Origin of the sequence: Streptomyces sp. NPDC002779 (genome assembly GCF_042888685.1) — a bacterium.
GTDB lineage: Bacteria > Actinomycetota > Actinomycetes > Streptomycetales > Streptomycetaceae > Streptomyces.
In genome coordinates this window covers 983332-1001054 of the sequence record NZ_JBIAQC010000001.1, presented here as the reverse complement: position 1 = coordinate 1001054, position 17723 = coordinate 983332, and the positions used below count along the sequence as shown (strand labels likewise).

Here is a 17723-nt window from a genome sequence, read left to right as displayed (position 1 = left end):
AATGGGAATCCGCAAGTACAAGCCGACTACGCCGGGCCGTCGTGGCTCCAGCGTCGCCGACTTCGTCGAGGTCACGCGGTCCACGCCGGAGAAGTCGCTGGTCCGCCCGCTGCACAGCAAGGGCGGCCGTAACAACGCCGGTCGTGTGACCGTTCGCCACCAGGGTGGCGGACACAAGCGCGCCTACCGCGTGATCGACTTCCGTCGTCACGACAAGGACGGCGTGCCGGCGAAGGTCGCGCACATCGAGTACGACCCCAACCGCACCGCGCGCATCGCGCTGCTGCACTACGCCGACGGCGAGAAGCGCTACATCCTCGCCCCGCGCAACCTGCAGCAGGGTGACCGCGTCGAGAACGGTCCCGGGGCCGACATCAAGCCGGGCAACAACCTGGCGCTCCGCAACATCCCGGTCGGTACCACGATCCACGCGATCGAGCTCCGTCCGGGTGGCGGCGCCAAGTTCGCCCGCTCCGCCGGTGCCTCCGTGCAGCTGCTCGCGAAGGAGGGCCAGATGGCCCACCTGCGCATGCCCTCCGGTGAGATCCGCCTGGTCGACGTGCGCTGCCGCGCCACCGTCGGCGAGGTCGGCAACGCCGAGCAGAGCAACATCAACTGGGGTAAGGCCGGCCGCAAGCGCTGGCTGGGCGTCCGCCCGACCGTTCGCGGTGTGGCGATGAACCCGGTTGACCACCCCCACGGTGGTGGTGAGGGCAAGACCTCCGGTGGTCGCCACCCGGTCAGCCCCTGGGGTCAGAAGGAGGGTCGTACTCGTTCGCCGAAGAAGGCTTCGAACAAGTACATCGTCCGCCGCCGCAAGACGAACAAGAAGCGCTAGGAGCGGGTTTAGATGCCGCGTAGTCTCAAGAAGGGGCCCTTCGTCGACGACCACCTGATCAAGAAGGTGGACGCCCAGAACGAAGCCGGCACCAAGAACGTCATCAAGACCTGGTCCCGTCGCTCCATGATCGTGCCGGCCATGCTCGGCCACACGCTCGCGGTGCACAACGGCAAGACCCACATCCCGGTGTTCGTCACCGAGTCGATGGTCGGCCACAAGCTCGGCGAGTTCTCGCCGACGCGCACCTTCCGGGGTCACGTCAAGGACGACCGGAAGTCGAAGCGCCGCTAGCAGCGGATCGCATTCAGACACGTAAGTAACTGAGAGGGACAACCATGGAAGCCAGGGCCCAGGCGCGGTACATCCGCGTCACGCCCATGAAGGCCCGCCGAGTGGTGGACCTGATCCGTGGCATGGACGCCACGGAGGCTCAGGCTGTTCTGCGATTCGCTCCGCAGGCAGCCTCAGTGCCCGTCGGCAAGGTGCTGGACAGCGCCATCGCCAACGCCGCGCACAACTACGACCACACCGACGCCGACAGCCTCTTCATCTCCGAGGCGTACGTCGACGAGGGTCCGACCCTGAAGCGGTTCCGGCCGCGCGCCCAGGGCCGTGCCTACCGGATCCGCAAGCGGACCAGCCACATCACCGTGGTCGTCAGCAGCAAGGAAGGAACCCGGTAATGGGCCAGAAGGTAAACCCGCATGGGTTCCGGCTCGGCATCACCACGGACTTCAAGTCCCGTTGGTACGCCGACAAGCTGTACAAGGACTACGTCAAGGAAGACGTCGCCATCCGTCGGATGATGACGTCCGGCATGGAGCGCGCCGGTATCTCCAAGGTGGAGATCGAGCGCACCCGTGACCGCGTCCGCGTGGACATCCACACCGCGCGTCCGGGCATCGTCATCGGCCGCCGTGGCGCCGAGGCCGACCGCATCCGCGGTGACCTCGAGAAGCTCACGGGCAAGCAGGTCCAGCTGAACATCCTCGAGGTCAAGAACCCCGAGACGGACGCTCAGCTGGTTGCTCAGGCCGTCGCCGAGCAGCTCTCCTCCCGCGTCTCCTTCCGCCGCGCCATGCGTAAGAGCATGCAGTCGGCGATGAAGGCCGGCGCCAAGGGCATCAAGATCCAGTGCGGCGGCCGCCTCGGTGGCGCCGAGATGTCCCGCTCGGAGTTCTACCGCGAGGGCCGCGTGCCCCTGCACACGCTCCGCGCGAACGTGGACTACGGCTTCTTCGAGGCCAAGACGACCTTCGGCCGCATCGGTGTGAAGGTCTGGATCTACAAGGGCGATGTCAAGAACATCGCCGAGGTCCGCGCCGAGAACGCTGCCGCCCGTGCGGGTAACCGCCCGGCTCGCGGTGGCGGCGGCTCCGACCGCCCGGCCCGTGGTGGCCGCGGTGGCGAGCGGCGCGGTCGCAAGCCGCAGCAGGCTGCCGGCGCCGAGGCCCCCAAGGCCGAGGCTCCCGCCGCCGCTCCGGCTGAGAGCACCGGAACGGAGGCCTGACCGTCATGCTGATCCCCCGTAGGGTCAAGCACCGCAAGCAGCACCACCCGAAGCGCCGTGGTCAGGCCAAGGGCGGTACGACGGTCGCGTTCGGCGAGTACGGCATTCAGGCCCTCACGCCGGCGTACGTGACCAACCGCCAGATCGAGGCGGCCCGTATCGCGATGACCCGCCACATCAAGCGTGGCGGCAAGGTCTGGATCAACATCTACCCGGACCGCCCGCTCACGAAGAAGCCTGCCGAGACCCGCATGGGTTCCGGTAAGGGTTCTCCCGAGTGGTGGATCGCGAACGTGCACCCGGGCCGGGTCATGTTCGAGCTGTCCTACCCCAACGAGAAGATCGCCCGTGAGGCCCTGACTCGCGCAGCCCACAAGCTGCCGATGAAGTGCCGGATCGTCAAGCGCGAGGCAGGTGAAGCGTGATGTCGGCCGGTACCAAGGCGTCCGAGCTGCGCGAACTGGGTGACGAGGAGCTTCTGGCGAAGCTCCGCGAAGCCAAGGAAGAGCTGTTCAACCTCCGCTTCCAGGCGGCGACTGGTCAGCTCGAGAACCACGGTCGGCTCAAGGCCGTCCGTAAGGACATCGCGCGGATCTACACCCTGATGCGCGAGCGTGAGCTGGGCATCGAAACGGTGGAGAACGCATGAGCGAGAACAACGTGACTGAGAACACAGAGGCCCGAGGCTTCCGCAAGACCCGTGAGGGTCTCGTCGTCAGCGACAAGATGGACAAGACCGTCGTCGTCGCCGTCGAGGACCGTGTGAAGCACGCGCTGTACGGCAAGGTCATCCGCCGTACGAACAAGCTCAAGGCCCACGACGAGCAGAACGCCGCGGGCGTCGGCGACCGCGTCCTCCTCATGGAGACGCGTCCGCTGTCCGCGACGAAGCGCTGGCGCGTCGTCGAGATCCTCGAGAAGGCCAAGTAATTCCCGTAAGGGAATTCCTTAAGCAAGGTATTCCTGCGGGGGTAATCCCGCAGGTCAGTTCCGCCAGGCTCGGGGCGGGGTCATGAGACCCCGCCCCGGGAACCGGCAGACAAACAGGAGATAGACGTGATCCAGCAGGAGTCGCGACTGCGCGTCGCCGACAACACTGGTGCGAAGGAAATCCTTTGCATCCGTGTGCTCGGTGGCTCCGGTCGCCGCTACGCGGGCATCGGTGACGTCATCGTCGCCACCGTCAAGGACGCGATCCCCGGTGGCAACGTGAAGAAGGGTGACGTCGTCAAGGCGGTCATCGTTCGCACCGTCAAGGAGCGCCGCCGTCCGGACGGCTCGTACATCCGCTTCGACGAGAACGCCGCCGTCATTCTGAAGAACGACGGCGACCCTCGCGGCACCCGTATCTTCGGCCCGGTCGGCCGTGAGCTGCGCGAGAAGAAGTTCATGAAGATCATCTCGCTCGCGCCGGAGGTGCTGTAAGCATGAAGATCAAGAAGGGCGACCTGGTCCAGGTCATCACCGGTAAGGACAAGGGCAAGCAGGGCAAGGTCATTGCCGCTTACCCGCGCGACGAGCGCGTCCTGGTCGAGGGTGTCAACCGGGTCAAGAAGCACACCAAGGCCGGTCCGACCGCTCGCGGTTCGCAGGCCGGCGGCATCGTCACGACCGAGGCGCCGATCCACGTCTCCAACGTCCAGCTGGTCGTTGAGAAGGACGGCAACAAGGTTGTCACGCGTGTCGGTTACCGCTTCGACGATGAGGGCAACAAGATCCGCGTTGCCAAGCGGACGGGTGAGGACATCTGATGGCTACCACCACCACTCCGCGTCTGAAGACGAAGTACCGCGAGGAAATCGCGGGCAAGCTGCGTGAAGAGTTCAAGTACGAGAACGTCATGCAGATTCCCGGCCTCGTCAAGATCGTGGTCAACATGGGTGTGGGCGACGCCGCCCGCGACTCCAAGCTGATCGAGGGCGCCATCCGCGACCTCACCACGATCACCGGTCAGAAGCCGGCCGTCACCAAGGCCCGCAAGTCCATCGCGCAGTTCAAGCTGCGTGAGGGTCAGCCGATCGGTGCCCACGTCACGCTCCGTGGCGACCGCATGTGGGAGTTCCTGGACCGCACCCTGTCGCTCGCGCTGCCGCGCATCCGCGACTTCCGTGGTCTGTCCCCCAAGCAGTTCGACGGTCGGGGCAACTACACCTTCGGTCTCACGGAGCAGGTCATGTTCCACGAGATCGACCAGGACAAGATCGACCGCGTCCGGGGTATGGACATCACCGTGGTCACCACGGCGACCAACGACGCTGAGGGCCGCGCGCTCCTTCGTCACCTCGGCTTCCCCTTCAAGGAGGCGTGAGCGAGATGGCGAAGAAGGCTCTGATCGCAAAGGCTGCTCGCAAGCCCAAGTTCGGCGTGCGTGGCTACACGCGCTGCCAGCGCTGCGGCCGTCCCCACTCCGTGTACCGCAAGTTCGGCCTGTGCCGCGTGTGCCTTCGTGAGATGGCTCACCGTGGCGAGCTGCCGGGCGTGACCAAGAGCTCCTGGTAGTCCCTGCTTTCAGGGATTCCGGAGTCTCTCGGTAAGCACTGGGCGTGTCAGGCGCCCTCCCCTTCATGGCTTAGGCTTGGAGGGTTGGGCGCCTGATGGTCGCCCGTACGACTTACTACGCCGTAGGTCCACCGCACCGCACCCGCCTCGTCTCGGATCGAGGAGAGGGATGGGCACCTGGAAACCCCGGCGAGAGAGGCCGAAGGCCAATTCATGACCATGACTGATCCGATCGCAGACATGCTTACGCGTCTGCGGAACGCGAACTCGGCGTACCACGACACCGTGGCGATGCCGCACTCGAAGATCAAGTCGCACATCGCGGAGATCCTCCAGCAGGAGGGCTTCATCACGGGCTGGAAGGTCGAGGACGCCGAGGTCGGCAAGAACCTCGTTCTCGAGCTGAAGTTCGGCCCGAACCGTGAGCGCTCCATCGCGGGCATCAAGCGGATCTCCAAGCCCGGTCTCCGGGTGTACGCGAAGTCCACCAACCTGCCCAAGGTGCTGGGTGGCCTCGGCGTGGCGATCATCTCCACGTCCCACGGGCTCCTCACCGACAAGCAGGCCGGCAAGAAGGGCGTAGGCGGAGAAGTTCTCGCCTACGTCTGGTAACGGAAGGGAACGGAGGAAACAGCTATGTCGCGCATCGGCAAGCTCCCCATCGCGGTTCCCGCCGGCGTGGACGTCACCATCGACGGCCGTACGGTGAAGGTCAAGGGCCCCAAGGGCGAACTGACCCACACCGTCTCGGCGCCGATCGAGATCGTCAAGGGTGAGGACGGCGTTCTGAACGTCACCCGCCCCAACGACGAGCGTCAGAACAAGGCCCTGCACGGCCTGTCCCGCACGCTGGTGGCGAACATGATCACCGGCGTGACCCAGGGTTACGTGAAGAAGCTCGAGATCAGTGGTGTCGGTTACCGCGTGACCGCCAAGGGCTCGAACCTCGAGTTCGCGCTCGGCTACAGCCACCCGATCACGGTCGAGGCCCCCGAGGGAATCGCCTTCAAGGTGGAGACCCCGACCCGTTTCCAGGTCGAGGGCATCGACAAGCAGAAGGTCGGCGAGGTTGCGGCCAACATCCGCAAGCTGCGCAAGCCCGACCCGTACAAGGCCAAGGGTGTCAAGTACGAGGGCGAAGTCATCCGCCGCAAGGTCGGAAAGGCGGGTAAGTAAGCCATGGCATACGGACAGAAGATCCTGAAGGGCGACGCCTACAAGCGCGCCGCGATCAAGCGCCGTCACATCCGGATCCGCAAGCGGATCGCCGGTACGGCGGAGCGTCCCCGTCTGGTCGTTACCCGCTCGAACCGCCACATCGTGGCCCAGGTGATCGACGACATCAAGGGTCACACCCTGGCGTCGGCGTCCACCCTGGACACCTCGGTCCGCGGTGGCGAGGGCGACAAGTCGGCCCAGGCCAAGCAGGTCGGAGCCCTGGTCGCCGAGCGTGCCAAGGCCGCCGGCGTCGAGGCTGTCGTATTCGACCGTGGTGGCAATCAGTACGCCGGGCGCATTGCTGCCCTGGCGGACGCCGCCCGCGAAGCCGGCTTGAAGTTCTGAGCCGTTCGTAGCTAGCGGAAAAGAGAGAGGTAAATCCAATGGCTGGACCCCAGCGCCGCGGTGGCGGTGCCGGTGGCGGCGAGCGGCGGGACCGGAAGGGCCGTGACGGCGGCGCAGCTGCCGCCGAGAAGACCGCGTACGTTGAGCGCGTTGTCGCGATCAACCGCGTCGCCAAGGTTGTGAAGGGTGGTCGTCGCTTCAGCTTCACTGCGCTCGTCGTAGTGGGCGACGGTGACGGCACCGTGGGTGTCGGTTACGGCAAGGCCAAGGAGGTGCCGGCCGCCATCGCCAAGGGTGTGGAGGAGGCCAAGAAGCACTTCTTCAAGGTCCCCCGTATCCAGGGCACCATCCCGCACCCGATCACGGGTGAGAAGGCTGCGGGCGTCGTCCTGCTCAAGCCTGCTTCCCCCGGTACCGGCGTTATCGCCGGTGGTCCGGTGCGTGCCGTGCTCGAGTGCGCCGGCGTGCACGACATCCTGTCGAAGTCGCTCGGCTCGTCGAACGCGATCAACATCGTGCACGCGACCGTGGAGGCCCTGAAGGGCCTGCAGCGTCCCGAGGAGATCGCGGCCCGCCGCGGTCTGCCGCTCGAGGACGTCGCTCCCGCGGCTCTGCTGCGTGCGCGTGCCGGGGCTGGTGCTGCGTAATGGCTCAGCTCAGGATCACGCAGACGAAGTCGTACATCGGCAGCAAGCAGAACCACCGTGACACCCTGCGTTCCCTTGGTCTCAAGGGCATCAACACGCAGGTCGTCAAGGAGGACCGCCCCGAGTTCCGCGGCATGGTGCACACCGTCCGCCACCTCGTGACGGTCGAGGAGGTCGACTGATCATGGCGGAGAACAACCCGCTCAAGATCCACAACCTCCGTCCGGCTCCCGGCGCCAAGACCGCCAAGACCCGTGTCGGTCGTGGTGAGGCGTCGAAGGGTAAGACGGCCGGTCGTGGTACCAAGGGCACCAAGGCCCGTTACCAGGTTCCGGAGCGCTTCGAGGGCGGGCAGATGCCCCTCCACATGCGCCTCCCGAAGCTCAAGGGCTTCAAGAACCCGTTCAAGACCGAGTACCAGGTCGTGAACCTCGACAAGCTGGCCTCGCTCTACCCCGAGGGTGGCGAGGTCACCGTCGAGGGTCTGGTGGCCAAGGGTGCCGTTCGCAAGAACAGCCTCGTCAAGGTCCTCGGCCAGGGCGAGATCTCCGTGGCGCTGCAGGTGACGGTCGACGCCGTCTCCGGCTCCGCCAAGGAGAAGATCACCGCCGCCGGCGGTACCGTCACCGAGCTCGTCTGAACACATCAGGCGTCTCGATGACTTGAGCGATCCCGACCGGGGATACCCCACAAATGGGGTATCCCCGGTTGGTCGTTCCTAGGGTGGCAGTCTCGCGGGTAAGGTGGCCTGCACTGCCAACTTTTACTGGGTGCTTCACATGCGGCACTCTGAGCGGCAGTTGACCGTTACCTAATCGTCGAACCTCAAGACCGTCACCCTTGACGCAGTAGCGCGGGGGTCGCAGGAGGCACCGTGCTCACCGCGTTCGCCCGGGCGTTCAAGACGCCCGACCTGCGCAAGAAGCTGCTCTTCACGCTCGGCATCATCGTGATCTACCGGATCGGTACGCATGTACCGATCCCCGGTGTCGATTACACGTCCGTCCAGCAGTGTGTGGACGAGGCGTCCGGCAACCAGGGCCTGTTCGGTCTGGTCAACATGTTCAGTGGCGGCGCGCTGCTGCAGATCACGGTCTTCGCGCTGGGCATCATGCCGTACATCACGGCGAGCATCATTCTGCAGCTGCTGACCGTGGTGATCCCGCGACTGGAGGCCCTGAAGAAGGAGGGCCAGGCCGGTACGGCGAAGATCACGCAGTACACCCGTTACCTGACAGTGGCGCTCGCCATCCTGCAGGGCACCGGCCTCGTCGCCACCGCCCGCAGCGGCGCCCTCTTCTCCGGCTGCACGGTCGCCGGCCAGATCGTCCCGGACCGCTCGATCTTCGTCACCGTCACCATGGTCATCACGATGACCGCCGGTACGGCCATGGTCATGTGGCTCGGTGAGCTGATCACCGACCGCGGCATCGGCAACGGCATGTCGATCCTGATGTTCATCTCGATCGCCGCCACCTTCCCGTCCGCGCTGTGGGCCATCAAGACGCAGGGCAGCCTGGCCGACGGCTGGATCGAGTTCGGCACCGTCATGCTCGTCGGGTTCGTCATGGTCGGCCTGGTCGTCTTCGTCGAGCAGGCCCAGCGCCGCGTTCCCGTGCAGTACGCGAAGCGCATGATCGGGCGCCGTTCCTACGGTGGTACGTCCACGTACATCCCGCTGAAGGTGAACCAGGCGGGTGTGATTCCCGTCATCTTCGCCTCGTCGCTGCTCTACATCCCGGCACTGATCGCGCAGTTCTCGAGCGGTACTTCGGGCTGGAAATCCTGGATCGAAGCGAATCTCGTCACAGGCGACCATCCGATTTACATCACTGTGTACTTCTTGCTCATCGTTTTCTTTGCGTTCTTCTATGTGGCGATCTCCTTCAACCCCGAGGAAGTCGCCGACAACATGAAGAAGTATGGTGGCTTCATCCCGGGCATCCGGGCTGGCCGACCGACCGCTGAGTACCTGAGCTACGTGCTCAACCGGATCACTTGGCCGGGTTCGCTGTATCTGGGTCTGATCGCTCTCGTCCCGACGATTGCGTTGGCCGGTTTCGGCGCCAACCAGAACTTCCCGTTCGGTGGCACCAGCATCCTGATCATCGTGGGTGTCGGTCTCGAGACCGTGAAGCAGATCGAGAGCCAGCTCCAGCAGCGCAATTACGAAGGGTTCCTCCGCTGATGCGAATCGTCCTCGTCGGGCCGCCGGGCGCCGGTAAGGGAACGCAAGCCACGCGCCTTGCCGAGAAGCTGAACATCCCGCACATCTCCACGGGCGACCTGTTCCGCGCCAACATCAGCCGGCAGACGGAGCTCGGGAAGCTCGCGAAGTCCTACATGGACGCGGGCAATCTCGTGCCGGACGAGGTCACCATCGCGATGGCCAAGGACCGCATGGAGCAGCCGGACGCCGAGGGCGGTTTCCTGCTGGACGGCTTTCCGCGGAATGTGTCCCAGGCCGAGGCGCTGGACGAGCTGCTGACCACCGAGGGCATCACCCTGGACGCGGTGCTGGACCTGGAGGCCCCGGAGGAGGAGGTCGTCAAGCGGATCGCCGGCCGGCGCATCTGCCGCAACGACTCCGCGCACGTCTTCCACGTCTCGTACAAGAAGCCGGCCAAGGAAGGCGTCTGTGACGTCTGCGGCGGCGAGCTGTACCAGCGGGACGACGACTCCGAGGCGACCGTCCGGACGCGGCTGGAGGTCTACCACACGCAGACCGAGCCGATCATCGACTACTACAAGGCGCAGGGTCTGGTCGTGACGATCGAGGCCATGGGTCAGGTGGACGAGGTCACGGGCCGGGCGCTGGCCGCGCTGAAGCGCGAGGGCGCCTCGCAGTAGGTCTTTGTACGGTGCGACAGCCGCGGTTCCCTTGTCAGGGGGCCGCGGCTGCTGCGTGGGCGGTCCCGCTCCGGCGGCACGGCCGCGCATGGCCGCCCGTATGGTTGAGGTAGTCCCCTTCGCCGGTTCCAGAAAGGCCCCCGCCGCCATGGTGCAGATCAAGACCCCCGAGCAGATCGCCAAGATGCGTGAGGCGGGACTGGTCGTCGCGGCCATTCATGCGGCGACCCGGGAGGCCGCGGTGCCCGGGGCCAGCACCAAGGATCTGGACGAGGTCGCGCGCAAGGTGCTCGCCGAGCACGGGGCCAAGTCGAACTTCCTCGGCTACGGCGGGTTCCCGGCGACGATCTGCACCTCCGTGAACGAGGTCGTCGTCCACGGCATCCCGTCCGACGAGGTCGTCCTCAAGGACGGGGACGTCATCTCCATCGACTGCGGCGCGATCGTGGACGGCTGGCACGGAGACGCCGCCTACACGGCGTTCGTGGGGTCCGGTCACGCCCCGGAGCTGGTCGAGCTCTCGCGGGTGACCGAGGAGTCGATGTGGGCCGGGATCGCGGCGATGAAGCCGGGCAACCGGCTCGTCGACATCTCCCGGGCCATCGAGACCTACATCCGCCGCCAGCCCAAGGTCGGCGGCGGTCGCTACGGCATCATCGAGGACTACGGCGGCCACGGCATCGGCACCGAGATGCACATGGACCCGCACCTGCTGAACTACGTCGAGCGCCGGCGCGGCAAGGGCCCGAAGCTGGTGCCGGGCTTCTGCCTGGCCATCGAGCCGATGGTCTCCCTGGGCACCCCGAAGACCGAGGTCCTCGAGGACGACTGGACGGTCATCACCACGGACGGCACCTGGTCCTCGCACTGGGAGCATTCCGTCGCGCTGACGGAGCAGGGTCCGCTGGTCCTGACGGCCCCGGACGGCGGCAAGGCGAAGCTGGCGGAGTACGGAATCACTGCCGCGCCGGATCCGCTGGCCTGAGGACGGGCCAAGCCCATGCCCGCCGGTCGGAGGCCGGCGCAGCCGCTCGAAGCTTGTGAGGCGCCCCGGGCGCCGAGCCCGCGAGAGCGGCGTCCAGGATGGGTCGACTGGACGGTCATCACCACGGACGGCACCTGGTCCTCGCACTGGGAGCATTCCGTCGCGCTGACGGAGCAGGGTCCGCTGGTCCTGACGGCCCCGGACGGCGGCAAGGCGAAGCTGGCGGAGTACGGAATCACTGCCGCGCCGGATCCGCTGGCCTGAGCGGCTGGGGGAGCGGGGTGTCCGGTGGTTGTGGGATGGTCGACGCCCGGCGTGACGGTCGTCGGCGTGACCGGCACGCAGGACGGCCTCCCGGTTGACCTGCTCCGCCGAGGAGCACGCCCCGTCCTCCAGCGCCCCCGTCGACAGCACGCCTCAGCACGGCTCGCGGGGCGCCGCCCTGCAGCTGGGGCGTGCGGTTTTCTGTGCCCCTGGGTTCGCGTGCTTAATGATCTGTGTGGCAGGGCAGACTTGGTCGATTCGTGTTTCCGGGTGCGCTGTCGTAGACTGACTCGTCGGCTCTTGTGTACCCGCATGTCTGTATGCGCTCGCACTGAGTCGATCAAGGTAGTCGATTCGAAGGGCGAAGCGTGGCCAAGAAGCAAGGTGCCATCGAGATCGAGGGCACTGTCGTCGAGTCTCTTCCGAACGCCATGTTCAAGGTCGAGCTCCAGAACGGCCACCAGGTCCTGGCACACATCAGCGGCAAGATGCGCATGCACTACATCCGCATCCTCCCTGACGACCGGGTCGTGGTGGAGCTGTCTCCGTACGACCTGACGCGTGGCCGGATCGTCTACCGCTACAAGTAGATCTTGCCCGCGCTCCGTTTCGGCGGGGTGATGGCACTGACCCGGAGAACCTCAATCCCATGAAGGTCAAGCCGAGCGTCAAGAAGATCTGCGACAAGTGCAGGGTGATCCGCCGTCACGGTCGGGTCATGGTCATCTGCGACAACCCGCGCCACAAGCAGCGCCAGGGCTGACGCACGACCTTTCCCTCTGCACTTCTTTCGCAGAGACTTCGCGCGACGCAAGCTGAATTTGTTCATACGCAGAACCCAGGCGAGCGATCGTCTGACACCCCCGGTTCGGAGGCCGGGGACCCAGTTCGTACCTGGTACGGCGGCTGGGAATCGGTTCTGCGGAAGACCTCCGAAGATCACCAGGAGCCATTGAATGGCACGCGTTTCCGGTGTTGACATCCCGCGCGACAAGCGCGTGGAGGTTGCCCTCACCTACGTGTTCGGCATCGGTCGGACCCTCTCCCAGGCGACGCTGGCTGCGACCGGCGTCGACCCGAACACCCGCGTTCGCGACCTCTCCGAGGAGCAGCTCGTCGCGATTCGTGAGTACGTCGACAGCAACATCAAGACCGAGGGTGACCTCCGCCGTGAGGTCCAGGCCGACATCCGCCGCAAGGTCGAGATCGGCTGCTACCAGGGTCTGCGGCACCGCCGTGGCCTGCCCGTCCGCGGTCAGCGCACCAGCACCAACGCCCGCACCCGCAAGGGCCCGCGTCGCGCCATCGCCGGCAAGAAGAAGCCGGGCAAGAAGTAGTCCTCAGCGGACTTCGCAGTCCAGCGGTCTTCGCTGTAGGACCGACCACCTCCCGTAGGAGTACAGATGCCCCCCAAGGGTCGTCAGGGCGCTGCCAAGAAGGTGCGCCGCAAGGAAAAGAAGAACGTCGCTCACGGCCACGCGCACATCAAGAGCACGTTCAACAACACCATCGTCTCGATCACGGACCCCTCGGGCAACGTGATCTCCTGGGCCTCCGCCGGCCACGTCGGCTTCAAGGGCTCCCGGAAGTCGACGCCGTTCGCCGCGCAGATGGCCGCCGAGTCGGCTGCCCGCCGCGCCCAGGAGCACGGCATGCGCAAGGTCGACGTGTTCGTCAAGGGCCCGGGTTCCGGTCGTGAGACCGCCATCCGTTCGCTCCAGGCGACCGGTCTCGAGGTCGGCTCCATCCAGGACGTCACCCCGACCCCGCACAACGGCTGCCGTCCGCCGAAGCGCCGCCGCGTCTGACGCGTCGCGCCGCTTCGCGCGGGCTGGGTCTTCGGGCGGTACGGCTCCTTCGAGTCGTATCGCCCGTACCCTTGTCACATATCAGGGCGTCAAATAGCGGGCGCCCCTGACAGAAGGATCTGATCCACACATGCTGATCGCTCAGCGTCCCTCGTTGACCGAAGAGGTCGTCGACGAATTCCGCTCCCGGTTCGTGATCGAGCCGCTGGAGCCGGGCTTCGGTTACACCCTCGGCAACTCCCTGCGCCGTACCCTCCTGTCCTCCATCCCCGGCGCGGCTGTCACCAGCATCCGCATCGACGGCGTGCTGCACGAGTTCACCACCGTGCCGGGCGTCAAGGAGGACGTCACCGACCTGATCCTCAACATCAAGCAGCTGGTCGTCTCCTCGGAGCACGACGAGCCGGTCGTGATGTACCTGCGCAAGCAGGGCCCGGGTCTGGTCACCGCCGCCGACATCGCGCCCCCGGCCGGTGTCGAGGTGCACAACCCCGACCTGGTCCTCGCCACGCTCAACGGCAAGGGCAAGCTGGAGATGGAGCTGACGGTCGAGCGCGGCCGCGGTTACGTCTCCGCCGTGCAGAACAAGCAGGTGGGCCAGGAGATCGGCCGTATCCCGGTCGACTCCATCTACTCGCCGGTGCTCAAGGTCACGTACAAGGTCGAGGCGACCCGTGTCGAGCAGCGCACCGACTTCGACAAGCTGATCGTCGACGTCGAGACCAAGCAGGCGATGCGTCCGCGTGACGCGATGGCCTCCGCCGGTAAGACCCTGGTCGAGCTGTTCGGTCTCGCCCGCGAGCTGAACATCGACGCCGAGGGCATCGACATGGGCCCGTCCCCCACGGACGCCGCCCTCGCCGCCGATCTGGCGCTGCCGATCGAGGAGCTGGAGCTCACGGTCCGCTCCTACAACTGCCTCAAGCGTGAGGGCATCCACTCCGTGGGTGAGCTCGTGGCGCGTTCCGAGGCCGACCTGCTGGACATCCGCAACTTCGGTGCGAAGTCCATCGACGAGGTCAAGGCGAAGCTGGCCGGCATGGGCCTGGCCCTCAAGGACAGCCCGCCCGGATTCGACCCCACGGCCGCTGCCGACGCCTTCGGCGCCGACGACGACGCGGACGCGGGTTTCGTGGAGACCGAGCAGTACTGATCGGTCGTTGCCGGTGAGCATCCGCTCACCGGGTTCCTGACCCCGGTACCTGATACGGCCGGGGCAGACACACAGGAGAAAGAAATGCCGAAGCCCACCAAGGGTGCCCGTCTGGGCGGCAGTGCCGCGCACGAGAAGCTGCTCCTCGCGAACCTGGCGAAGAGCCTCTTCGAGCACGGCCGCATCACCACCACCGAGGCGAAGGCCCGCCGGCTGCGCCCGTACGCCGAGCGTCTGGTCACCAAGGCGAAGAAGGGCGACCTTCACAACCGCCGTCAGGTGCTCCAGGTGATCACGGACAAGAGCATCGTCCACACGCTCTTCACCGAGATCGGCCCGCGCTACGAGAACCGCCCGGGTGGCTACACCCGTATCACCAAGATCGGTAACCGCCGTGGCGACAACGCGCCCATGGCTGTCATCGAGCTGGTGGAGGCGCTGACCGTGGCGCAGGAGGCGACCGGCGAGGCGGAGGCCGCGACGAAGCGGGCCGCCAAGGACGCGGAGACGCCGGCTGCGGAGGAGAAGAAGGTCGACGTGGCCAAGGCCGATGAGGCCGAGGAGACGTCTGCCGAGGAGTCGAAGGACGCGTAAGCGTCTGCCGGGTCCTGTTGGTCGGCGGCCGCGGCCTTGTCGTGGTTGCTCGCGCAGTTCCCCGCGCCCCTTCGGGGCGCTCAGCGGGTCCGTTCCTTTCGAGGGGCGGGCCCGCTTTTGTGTGGTGTGGAGAGGATCTCTGGGTGAGTGACGACGTACAGCCCGGGTTCGTGCGGGTGCGGCTCGACCTGTCGTACGACGGGACCGAGTTTTCCGGGTGGGCCAAGCAGGCCGGGGGGCGGCGGACCGTGCAGGGGGAGGTCGAGGCCGCGTTGCGGACCGTGACGCGGTCGAAGGAGACGTACGACCTGACGGTGGCCGGCCGGACGGACGCCGGGGTGCATGCGCGGGGGCAGGTGGCGCATGTGGATCTGCCCGCCGCGTTGTGGGAGGAGCACCGGGAGAAGCTGGTCAAGCGGCTCGCGGGGCGGCTGCCCAAGGATGTGCGGGTGTGGGCGCTGAGCGAGGCTCCGGACGGGTTCAACGCGCGGTTCGCGGCGCTGTGGCGGCGGTACGTCTACCGGGTCGCCGACCGGCCGGGCGGGGTGGATCCGCTGCTGCGCAGTCATGTGCTGTGGCACGACTGGGACTTGGACGTCGCGGTGATGGACGCCGCCGCCAAGTCCCTTGTCGGGGAGCACGACTTCGCCGCCTACGCGAAGAAGCGTGAGGGGGCCTCGACCGTCCGGGAGATCTTCGACTTCGAGGTGCGGCGGACCGTCGACGGGGTCGTCGAGATCGAGGTCCGGGCCGACGCCTTCTGCCACAACCAAGTGCGGTCCATGGTCGGGGCGTTGCTGTTCGTCGGCGACGGGCACCGCGGGGTGGAGTGGCCGCGGAAGGTGCTCGACGCGCGGCTGCGGGACAGTGCCGTGCATGTCGTACGGCCGCACGGGCTGACCCTGGAAGAGGTCGCCTACCCGGCCGCCGATCAGCTCGCCGAGCGGCAGCGGCAGGCTCGGCGGGTGCGGGGGCAGGTGCACTGAAAGGGGGCCCCGCAATCCCGCGGGGCCCCCTTTCGGCGGGCGTCAGTCCTGCGTGCGGGGGCGCTTGCGCAGCCGCGTCGCGGCCCAGCCGAGACCGACCAGGGCCGCGGCCGCCCCGGCCAGGGTGCCGATGCCCGCGGCGCCGGTCAGGGCGAGGCTGCCCGAGTCGCCCTGGGTGCCGGTGCCTCCGGTGCCGCCGGTGCTGCCGGTGCCGCCGGTCGTGGTGTCGGACGTGCCGGACGGGCTCGGGGACGGGGAGGCGGTCGCGCCCTCCTCGGTCACCTCGACGGTGAAGCGGATCCCGGCGTCGCCGGCCGTCGCGAGGACGTTGTACGTGCCCGGCTCCTGGCCCGCGACCAGCTCGGTGGCGGTGGCCTCGCCCTCGGCGTCGGTGGTGACGCTCACGGACTGCTCGCCCTCGAACGTCGGGGCCTCATCGGTGTTGCTCTCGACGCTGAACTCCACCTCGGTGTCGGCCGCCGAAGTACCGTGCTTGGTCACCTTGACGGTCAGCGGCTCGGCGAAGGCCTCACCGGGGGCCGCCTGCTGGTCGTCGCCGCCCGTGATCTCGACGGCGTGGCTCAGTTCCGCGACGTGGGCGGTGAACGTCGTGGAGGCGTCACCGGAGGTCGCGCGGACCGTGAAGGCGCCCTCCTTCTCCTCGGTGATGACGCGGGGGGACTCGGCGCGTCCCTGGGCGTCCGTGTACACCTCGGCCGGGGTGGAGTCGTCCCACCGCACGCCGAGGCCGTTCGGGTCCTCCAGGGTGTAGGTCACCTTCTGGTCGGGCAGCGGCTCCCCGTCCTTGTTCCGGGCCACGACGACCATCGGGTCGGAGACGTCGAACGGATCAATGGTCTGATCGTCACCGGACTCCCGGGTCAGCCCGGACACCACGGGGATGCCCTTGGGGTCCTTCCACTGGAAGACCACACGGCCGTCGCCGCCGCGGGAGTTGGAGCCGCCCTGGCCGATGCCGGAGAGGTCGGGCGTGTTGTCGTCGAGCGGGTTGTGCACCCAGAACGGGTCGTCCTTCGCCGCCGGGTAGGACGTGTTGCTGCTCACCAGGCGTACGTCGGAGGTGCGCTCGGCGTCGACGTAGCTGGAGCCGCCACCGCCGCTGCCGGCGTCGCCCTTCGCCTCCCGGGCGCCGCCGCCACCGCCACCCGCGTACCCCGCGCCGCCACCGCCCGCCTTGGCGCCGCCGTCACCACCGGCACCGCCCTGCGTGTGATCGGCACCGGGCTTGCCGCCCTCGGCACCGGCCGCGCCGCCCTGGCCGCCCTTCGCGCCCTTGCCACCGAAGTCGCCGCCGCCGGCGTCGCCGCCATCGGGAGCGCCACCGTCTCCACCGCTGCCCAGGTCATGGCTGCCGGTCCCGCCGCCGCCACCGCCGGCGGCGATGAACAGCGCGGTGCCGTCCGCGGCGCGGACCGCGGTGCTCGCGCCGCCGCCCCCACCCCAGCTGTCCGCGCCGCCCTTGCCGCCGAGCGCGTCGCCGTAGAGCTTGCCGCCGATGCGCACGCCGCCGACCTTGACGGTCAGATGCTCACCGGGGGTGACGTCCAGCGTGCCCCCCACATACGCGGCATTGCCGCCGCCGGCGAAGGCATTGCCGTCGCCGCCCATGCCCCAGCCGCGGAAGTCCAGCTCCTCGACCCCGGCCGGGACCTGGAAGTCCACGGCCGCGCCCGAGTGGTCGAAGATCTTGCAGTGGGTGAAGCCCTCCGTCGGCTTGCACGGTGCGGTCCCGGCCGCGGCGGCCGGGAAGGCCCCGCCGGCTCCCAGACCCGCCACCAGCAGTGCGGCCGCGGCAGTGAAGCGCAGGCCGACTGAACCCCTGTTCATGAACCCTCCGGTGTCATACGTACACAGCCCCCCCCGGGGGCCTGCGAAGTGTCGTGGTGAGGCGGCGAGATTCCCCTGTCTCGTCCAGGCCCTTGAAAAATGAAGGTAGGACCGAAAGCATCAACCTCACGTGTTCTACTGTGAGTTTACTGTCACACTGGTCTCATTGAACACA

General features: G+C 67.2%; 28 protein-coding genes and 1 pseudogene. 28 read left to right on the top strand and 1 reads right to left on the bottom strand.

What is annotated here, in order from left to right:
- Nucleotide 1: 1 nt before the first annotated feature.
- The 28 genes and pseudogenes from rplB (at nt 2) to truA (ending at nt 15700) form a co-directional block, all read left to right on the top strand.
- Nucleotides 2–838 carry a 50S ribosomal protein L2 gene (rplB, locus tag ACFYW5_RS04545; protein ID WP_059192905.1) on the top strand — a complete coding sequence of 279 codons (837 nt, stop codon included), beginning with the start codon at nt 2–4 and terminating at the stop codon, nt 836–838.
- A 12-nt stretch (nt 839–850) separates the two neighbouring features.
- A complete protein-coding gene (gene rpsS / locus ACFYW5_RS04540) occupies nt 851–1132 on the top strand; it encodes a 30S ribosomal protein S19 (protein WP_003992359.1) in 282 nt (93 codons plus the stop codon).
- 44 nt (nt 1133–1176) lie between these two features.
- Nucleotides 1177–1524: a 50S ribosomal protein L22 gene (gene rplV, locus ACFYW5_RS04535; RefSeq protein WP_003974262.1), complete on the top strand. Its 348-nt coding sequence runs from the start codon at nt 1177–1179 to the stop codon at nt 1522–1524.
- On the top strand, nt 1524–2351 hold the full coding sequence (gene rpsC / locus ACFYW5_RS04530) for a 30S ribosomal protein S3 (RefSeq protein ID WP_250070974.1): 828 nt from the start codon (nt 1524–1526) through the stop codon (nt 2349–2351). Before rplV ends, rpsC begins: the two co-directional genes overlap by 1 nt.
- Nucleotides 2352–2356: 5 nt before the next feature.
- Nucleotides 2357–2776: a 50S ribosomal protein L16 gene (gene rplP / locus ACFYW5_RS04525; protein WP_004927269.1), complete on the top strand. Its 420-nt coding sequence runs from the start codon at nt 2357–2359 to the stop codon at nt 2774–2776.
- Nucleotides 2776–3000, top strand: coding sequence for a 50S ribosomal protein L29 (gene rpmC, locus ACFYW5_RS04520; RefSeq protein WP_030831683.1), 225 nt, complete (start codon nt 2776–2778; stop codon nt 2998–3000). The genes rplP and rpmC overlap by 1 nt, the downstream gene beginning before the upstream one ends.
- Nucleotides 2997–3281, top strand: coding sequence for a 30S ribosomal protein S17 (gene rpsQ / locus ACFYW5_RS04515; RefSeq protein ID WP_004984524.1), 285 nt, complete (start codon nt 2997–2999; stop codon nt 3279–3281). The genes rpmC and rpsQ overlap by 4 nt, the downstream gene beginning before the upstream one ends.
- Before the next feature lie 126 nt (nt 3282–3407).
- Nucleotides 3408–3776 carry a 50S ribosomal protein L14 gene (gene rplN / locus ACFYW5_RS04510; RefSeq protein WP_003998823.1) on the top strand — a complete coding sequence of 123 codons (369 nt, stop codon included), beginning with the start codon at nt 3408–3410 and terminating at the stop codon, nt 3774–3776.
- Between the two features lie 2 nt (nt 3777–3778).
- Nucleotides 3779–4102 (top strand): 50S ribosomal protein L24, encoded by a 324-nt coding sequence (gene rplX, locus ACFYW5_RS04505; protein WP_053674523.1) that lies wholly within the window; start codon nt 3779–3781, stop codon nt 4100–4102.
- Nucleotides 4102–4659: a 50S ribosomal protein L5 gene (rplE, locus tag ACFYW5_RS04500; RefSeq protein ID WP_250070976.1), complete on the top strand. Its 558-nt coding sequence runs from the start codon at nt 4102–4104 to the stop codon at nt 4657–4659. The genes rplX and rplE overlap by 1 nt, the downstream gene beginning before the upstream one ends.
- 5 nt (nt 4660–4664) lie before the next feature.
- The gene (locus tag ACFYW5_RS04495) at nt 4665–4850 is read left to right on the top strand and encodes a type Z 30S ribosomal protein S14 (protein ID WP_003948630.1); all 186 of its coding nucleotides are present in this window, start codon (nt 4665–4667) and stop codon (nt 4848–4850) included.
- Nucleotides 4851–5063: 213 nt separating this feature from the next.
- A complete protein-coding gene (gene rpsH, locus ACFYW5_RS04490; protein WP_015658459.1) occupies nt 5064–5462 on the top strand; it encodes a 30S ribosomal protein S8 in 399 nt (132 codons plus the stop codon).
- Nucleotides 5463–5486: 24 nt separating this feature from the next.
- Nucleotides 5487–6026 carry a 50S ribosomal protein L6 gene (rplF, locus tag ACFYW5_RS04485; RefSeq protein WP_389415425.1) on the top strand — a complete coding sequence of 180 codons (540 nt, stop codon included), beginning with the start codon at nt 5487–5489 and terminating at the stop codon, nt 6024–6026.
- A 3-nt stretch (nt 6027–6029) separates the two neighbouring features.
- Nucleotides 6030–6413: a 50S ribosomal protein L18 gene (gene rplR, locus ACFYW5_RS04480; RefSeq protein WP_067018998.1), complete on the top strand. Its 384-nt coding sequence runs from the start codon at nt 6030–6032 to the stop codon at nt 6411–6413.
- Nucleotides 6414–6451: 38 nt separating this feature from the next.
- Nucleotides 6452–7060, top strand: coding sequence for a 30S ribosomal protein S5 (rpsE, locus tag ACFYW5_RS04475; RefSeq protein ID WP_013001409.1), 609 nt, complete (start codon nt 6452–6454; stop codon nt 7058–7060).
- A complete protein-coding gene (rpmD, locus tag ACFYW5_RS04470; protein WP_053846785.1) occupies nt 7060–7242 on the top strand; it encodes a 50S ribosomal protein L30 in 183 nt (60 codons plus the stop codon). Before rpsE ends, rpmD begins: the two co-directional genes overlap by 1 nt.
- Before the next feature lie 2 nt (nt 7243–7244).
- Nucleotides 7245–7700, top strand: coding sequence for a 50S ribosomal protein L15 (rplO, locus tag ACFYW5_RS04465; RefSeq protein WP_053846784.1), 456 nt, complete (start codon nt 7245–7247; stop codon nt 7698–7700).
- 234 nt (nt 7701–7934) lie between these two features.
- Nucleotides 7935–9248 (top strand): preprotein translocase subunit SecY, encoded by a 1314-nt coding sequence (gene secY / locus ACFYW5_RS04460; protein WP_250070977.1) that lies wholly within the window; start codon nt 7935–7937, stop codon nt 9246–9248.
- Nucleotides 9248–9910 carry an adenylate kinase gene (locus ACFYW5_RS04455; protein WP_389415424.1) on the top strand — a complete coding sequence of 221 codons (663 nt, stop codon included), beginning with the start codon at nt 9248–9250 and terminating at the stop codon, nt 9908–9910. Before secY ends, ACFYW5_RS04455 begins: the two co-directional genes overlap by 1 nt.
- A gap of 148 nt (nt 9911–10058) precedes the next feature.
- The gene (gene map / locus ACFYW5_RS04450) at nt 10059–10895 is read left to right on the top strand and encodes a type I methionyl aminopeptidase (RefSeq protein ID WP_389415639.1); all 837 of its coding nucleotides are present in this window, start codon (nt 10059–10061) and stop codon (nt 10893–10895) included.
- A gap of 105 nt (nt 10896–11000) precedes the next feature.
- Nucleotides 11001–11159, top strand: a pseudogene (locus ACFYW5_RS04445) (type I methionyl aminopeptidase); the annotation flags it as partial.
- Between the two features lie 368 nt (nt 11160–11527).
- A complete protein-coding gene (infA, locus tag ACFYW5_RS04440; RefSeq protein WP_003948620.1) occupies nt 11528–11749 on the top strand; it encodes a translation initiation factor IF-1 in 222 nt (73 codons plus the stop codon).
- Between the two features lie 59 nt (nt 11750–11808).
- Nucleotides 11809–11922 carry a 50S ribosomal protein L36 gene (gene rpmJ, locus ACFYW5_RS04435; protein WP_003974245.1) on the top strand — a complete coding sequence of 38 codons (114 nt, stop codon included), beginning with the start codon at nt 11809–11811 and terminating at the stop codon, nt 11920–11922.
- A gap of 193 nt (nt 11923–12115) precedes the next feature.
- Entirely contained in the window at nt 12116–12496 is a 381-nt protein-coding gene (gene rpsM / locus ACFYW5_RS04430) for a 30S ribosomal protein S13 (protein ID WP_389415423.1), read from the top strand.
- 66 nt (nt 12497–12562) lie between these two features.
- A complete protein-coding gene (gene rpsK / locus ACFYW5_RS04425; RefSeq protein ID WP_003956432.1) occupies nt 12563–12967 on the top strand; it encodes a 30S ribosomal protein S11 in 405 nt (134 codons plus the stop codon).
- 130 nt (nt 12968–13097) lie between these two features.
- On the top strand, nt 13098–14120 hold the full coding sequence (locus ACFYW5_RS04420; RefSeq protein ID WP_003966937.1) for a DNA-directed RNA polymerase subunit alpha: 1023 nt from the start codon (nt 13098–13100) through the stop codon (nt 14118–14120).
- Nucleotides 14121–14204: 84 nt separating this feature from the next.
- Nucleotides 14205–14714, top strand: coding sequence for a 50S ribosomal protein L17 (gene rplQ, locus ACFYW5_RS04415; RefSeq protein ID WP_389415422.1), 510 nt, complete (start codon nt 14205–14207; stop codon nt 14712–14714).
- Nucleotides 14715–14857: 143 nt separating this feature from the next.
- Entirely contained in the window at nt 14858–15700 is an 843-nt protein-coding gene (gene truA / locus ACFYW5_RS04410) for a tRNA pseudouridine(38-40) synthase TruA (protein ID WP_389415421.1), read from the top strand.
- 42 nt (nt 15701–15742) lie between these two features.
- Here truA and ACFYW5_RS04405 read toward each other — a convergent pair whose 3' ends face one another.
- On the bottom strand, nt 15743–17548 hold the full coding sequence (locus ACFYW5_RS04405) for a hypothetical protein (RefSeq protein ID WP_389415420.1): 1806 nt from the start codon (nt 17546–17548) through the stop codon (nt 15743–15745).
- Nucleotides 17549–17723 lie beyond the last annotated feature (175 nt).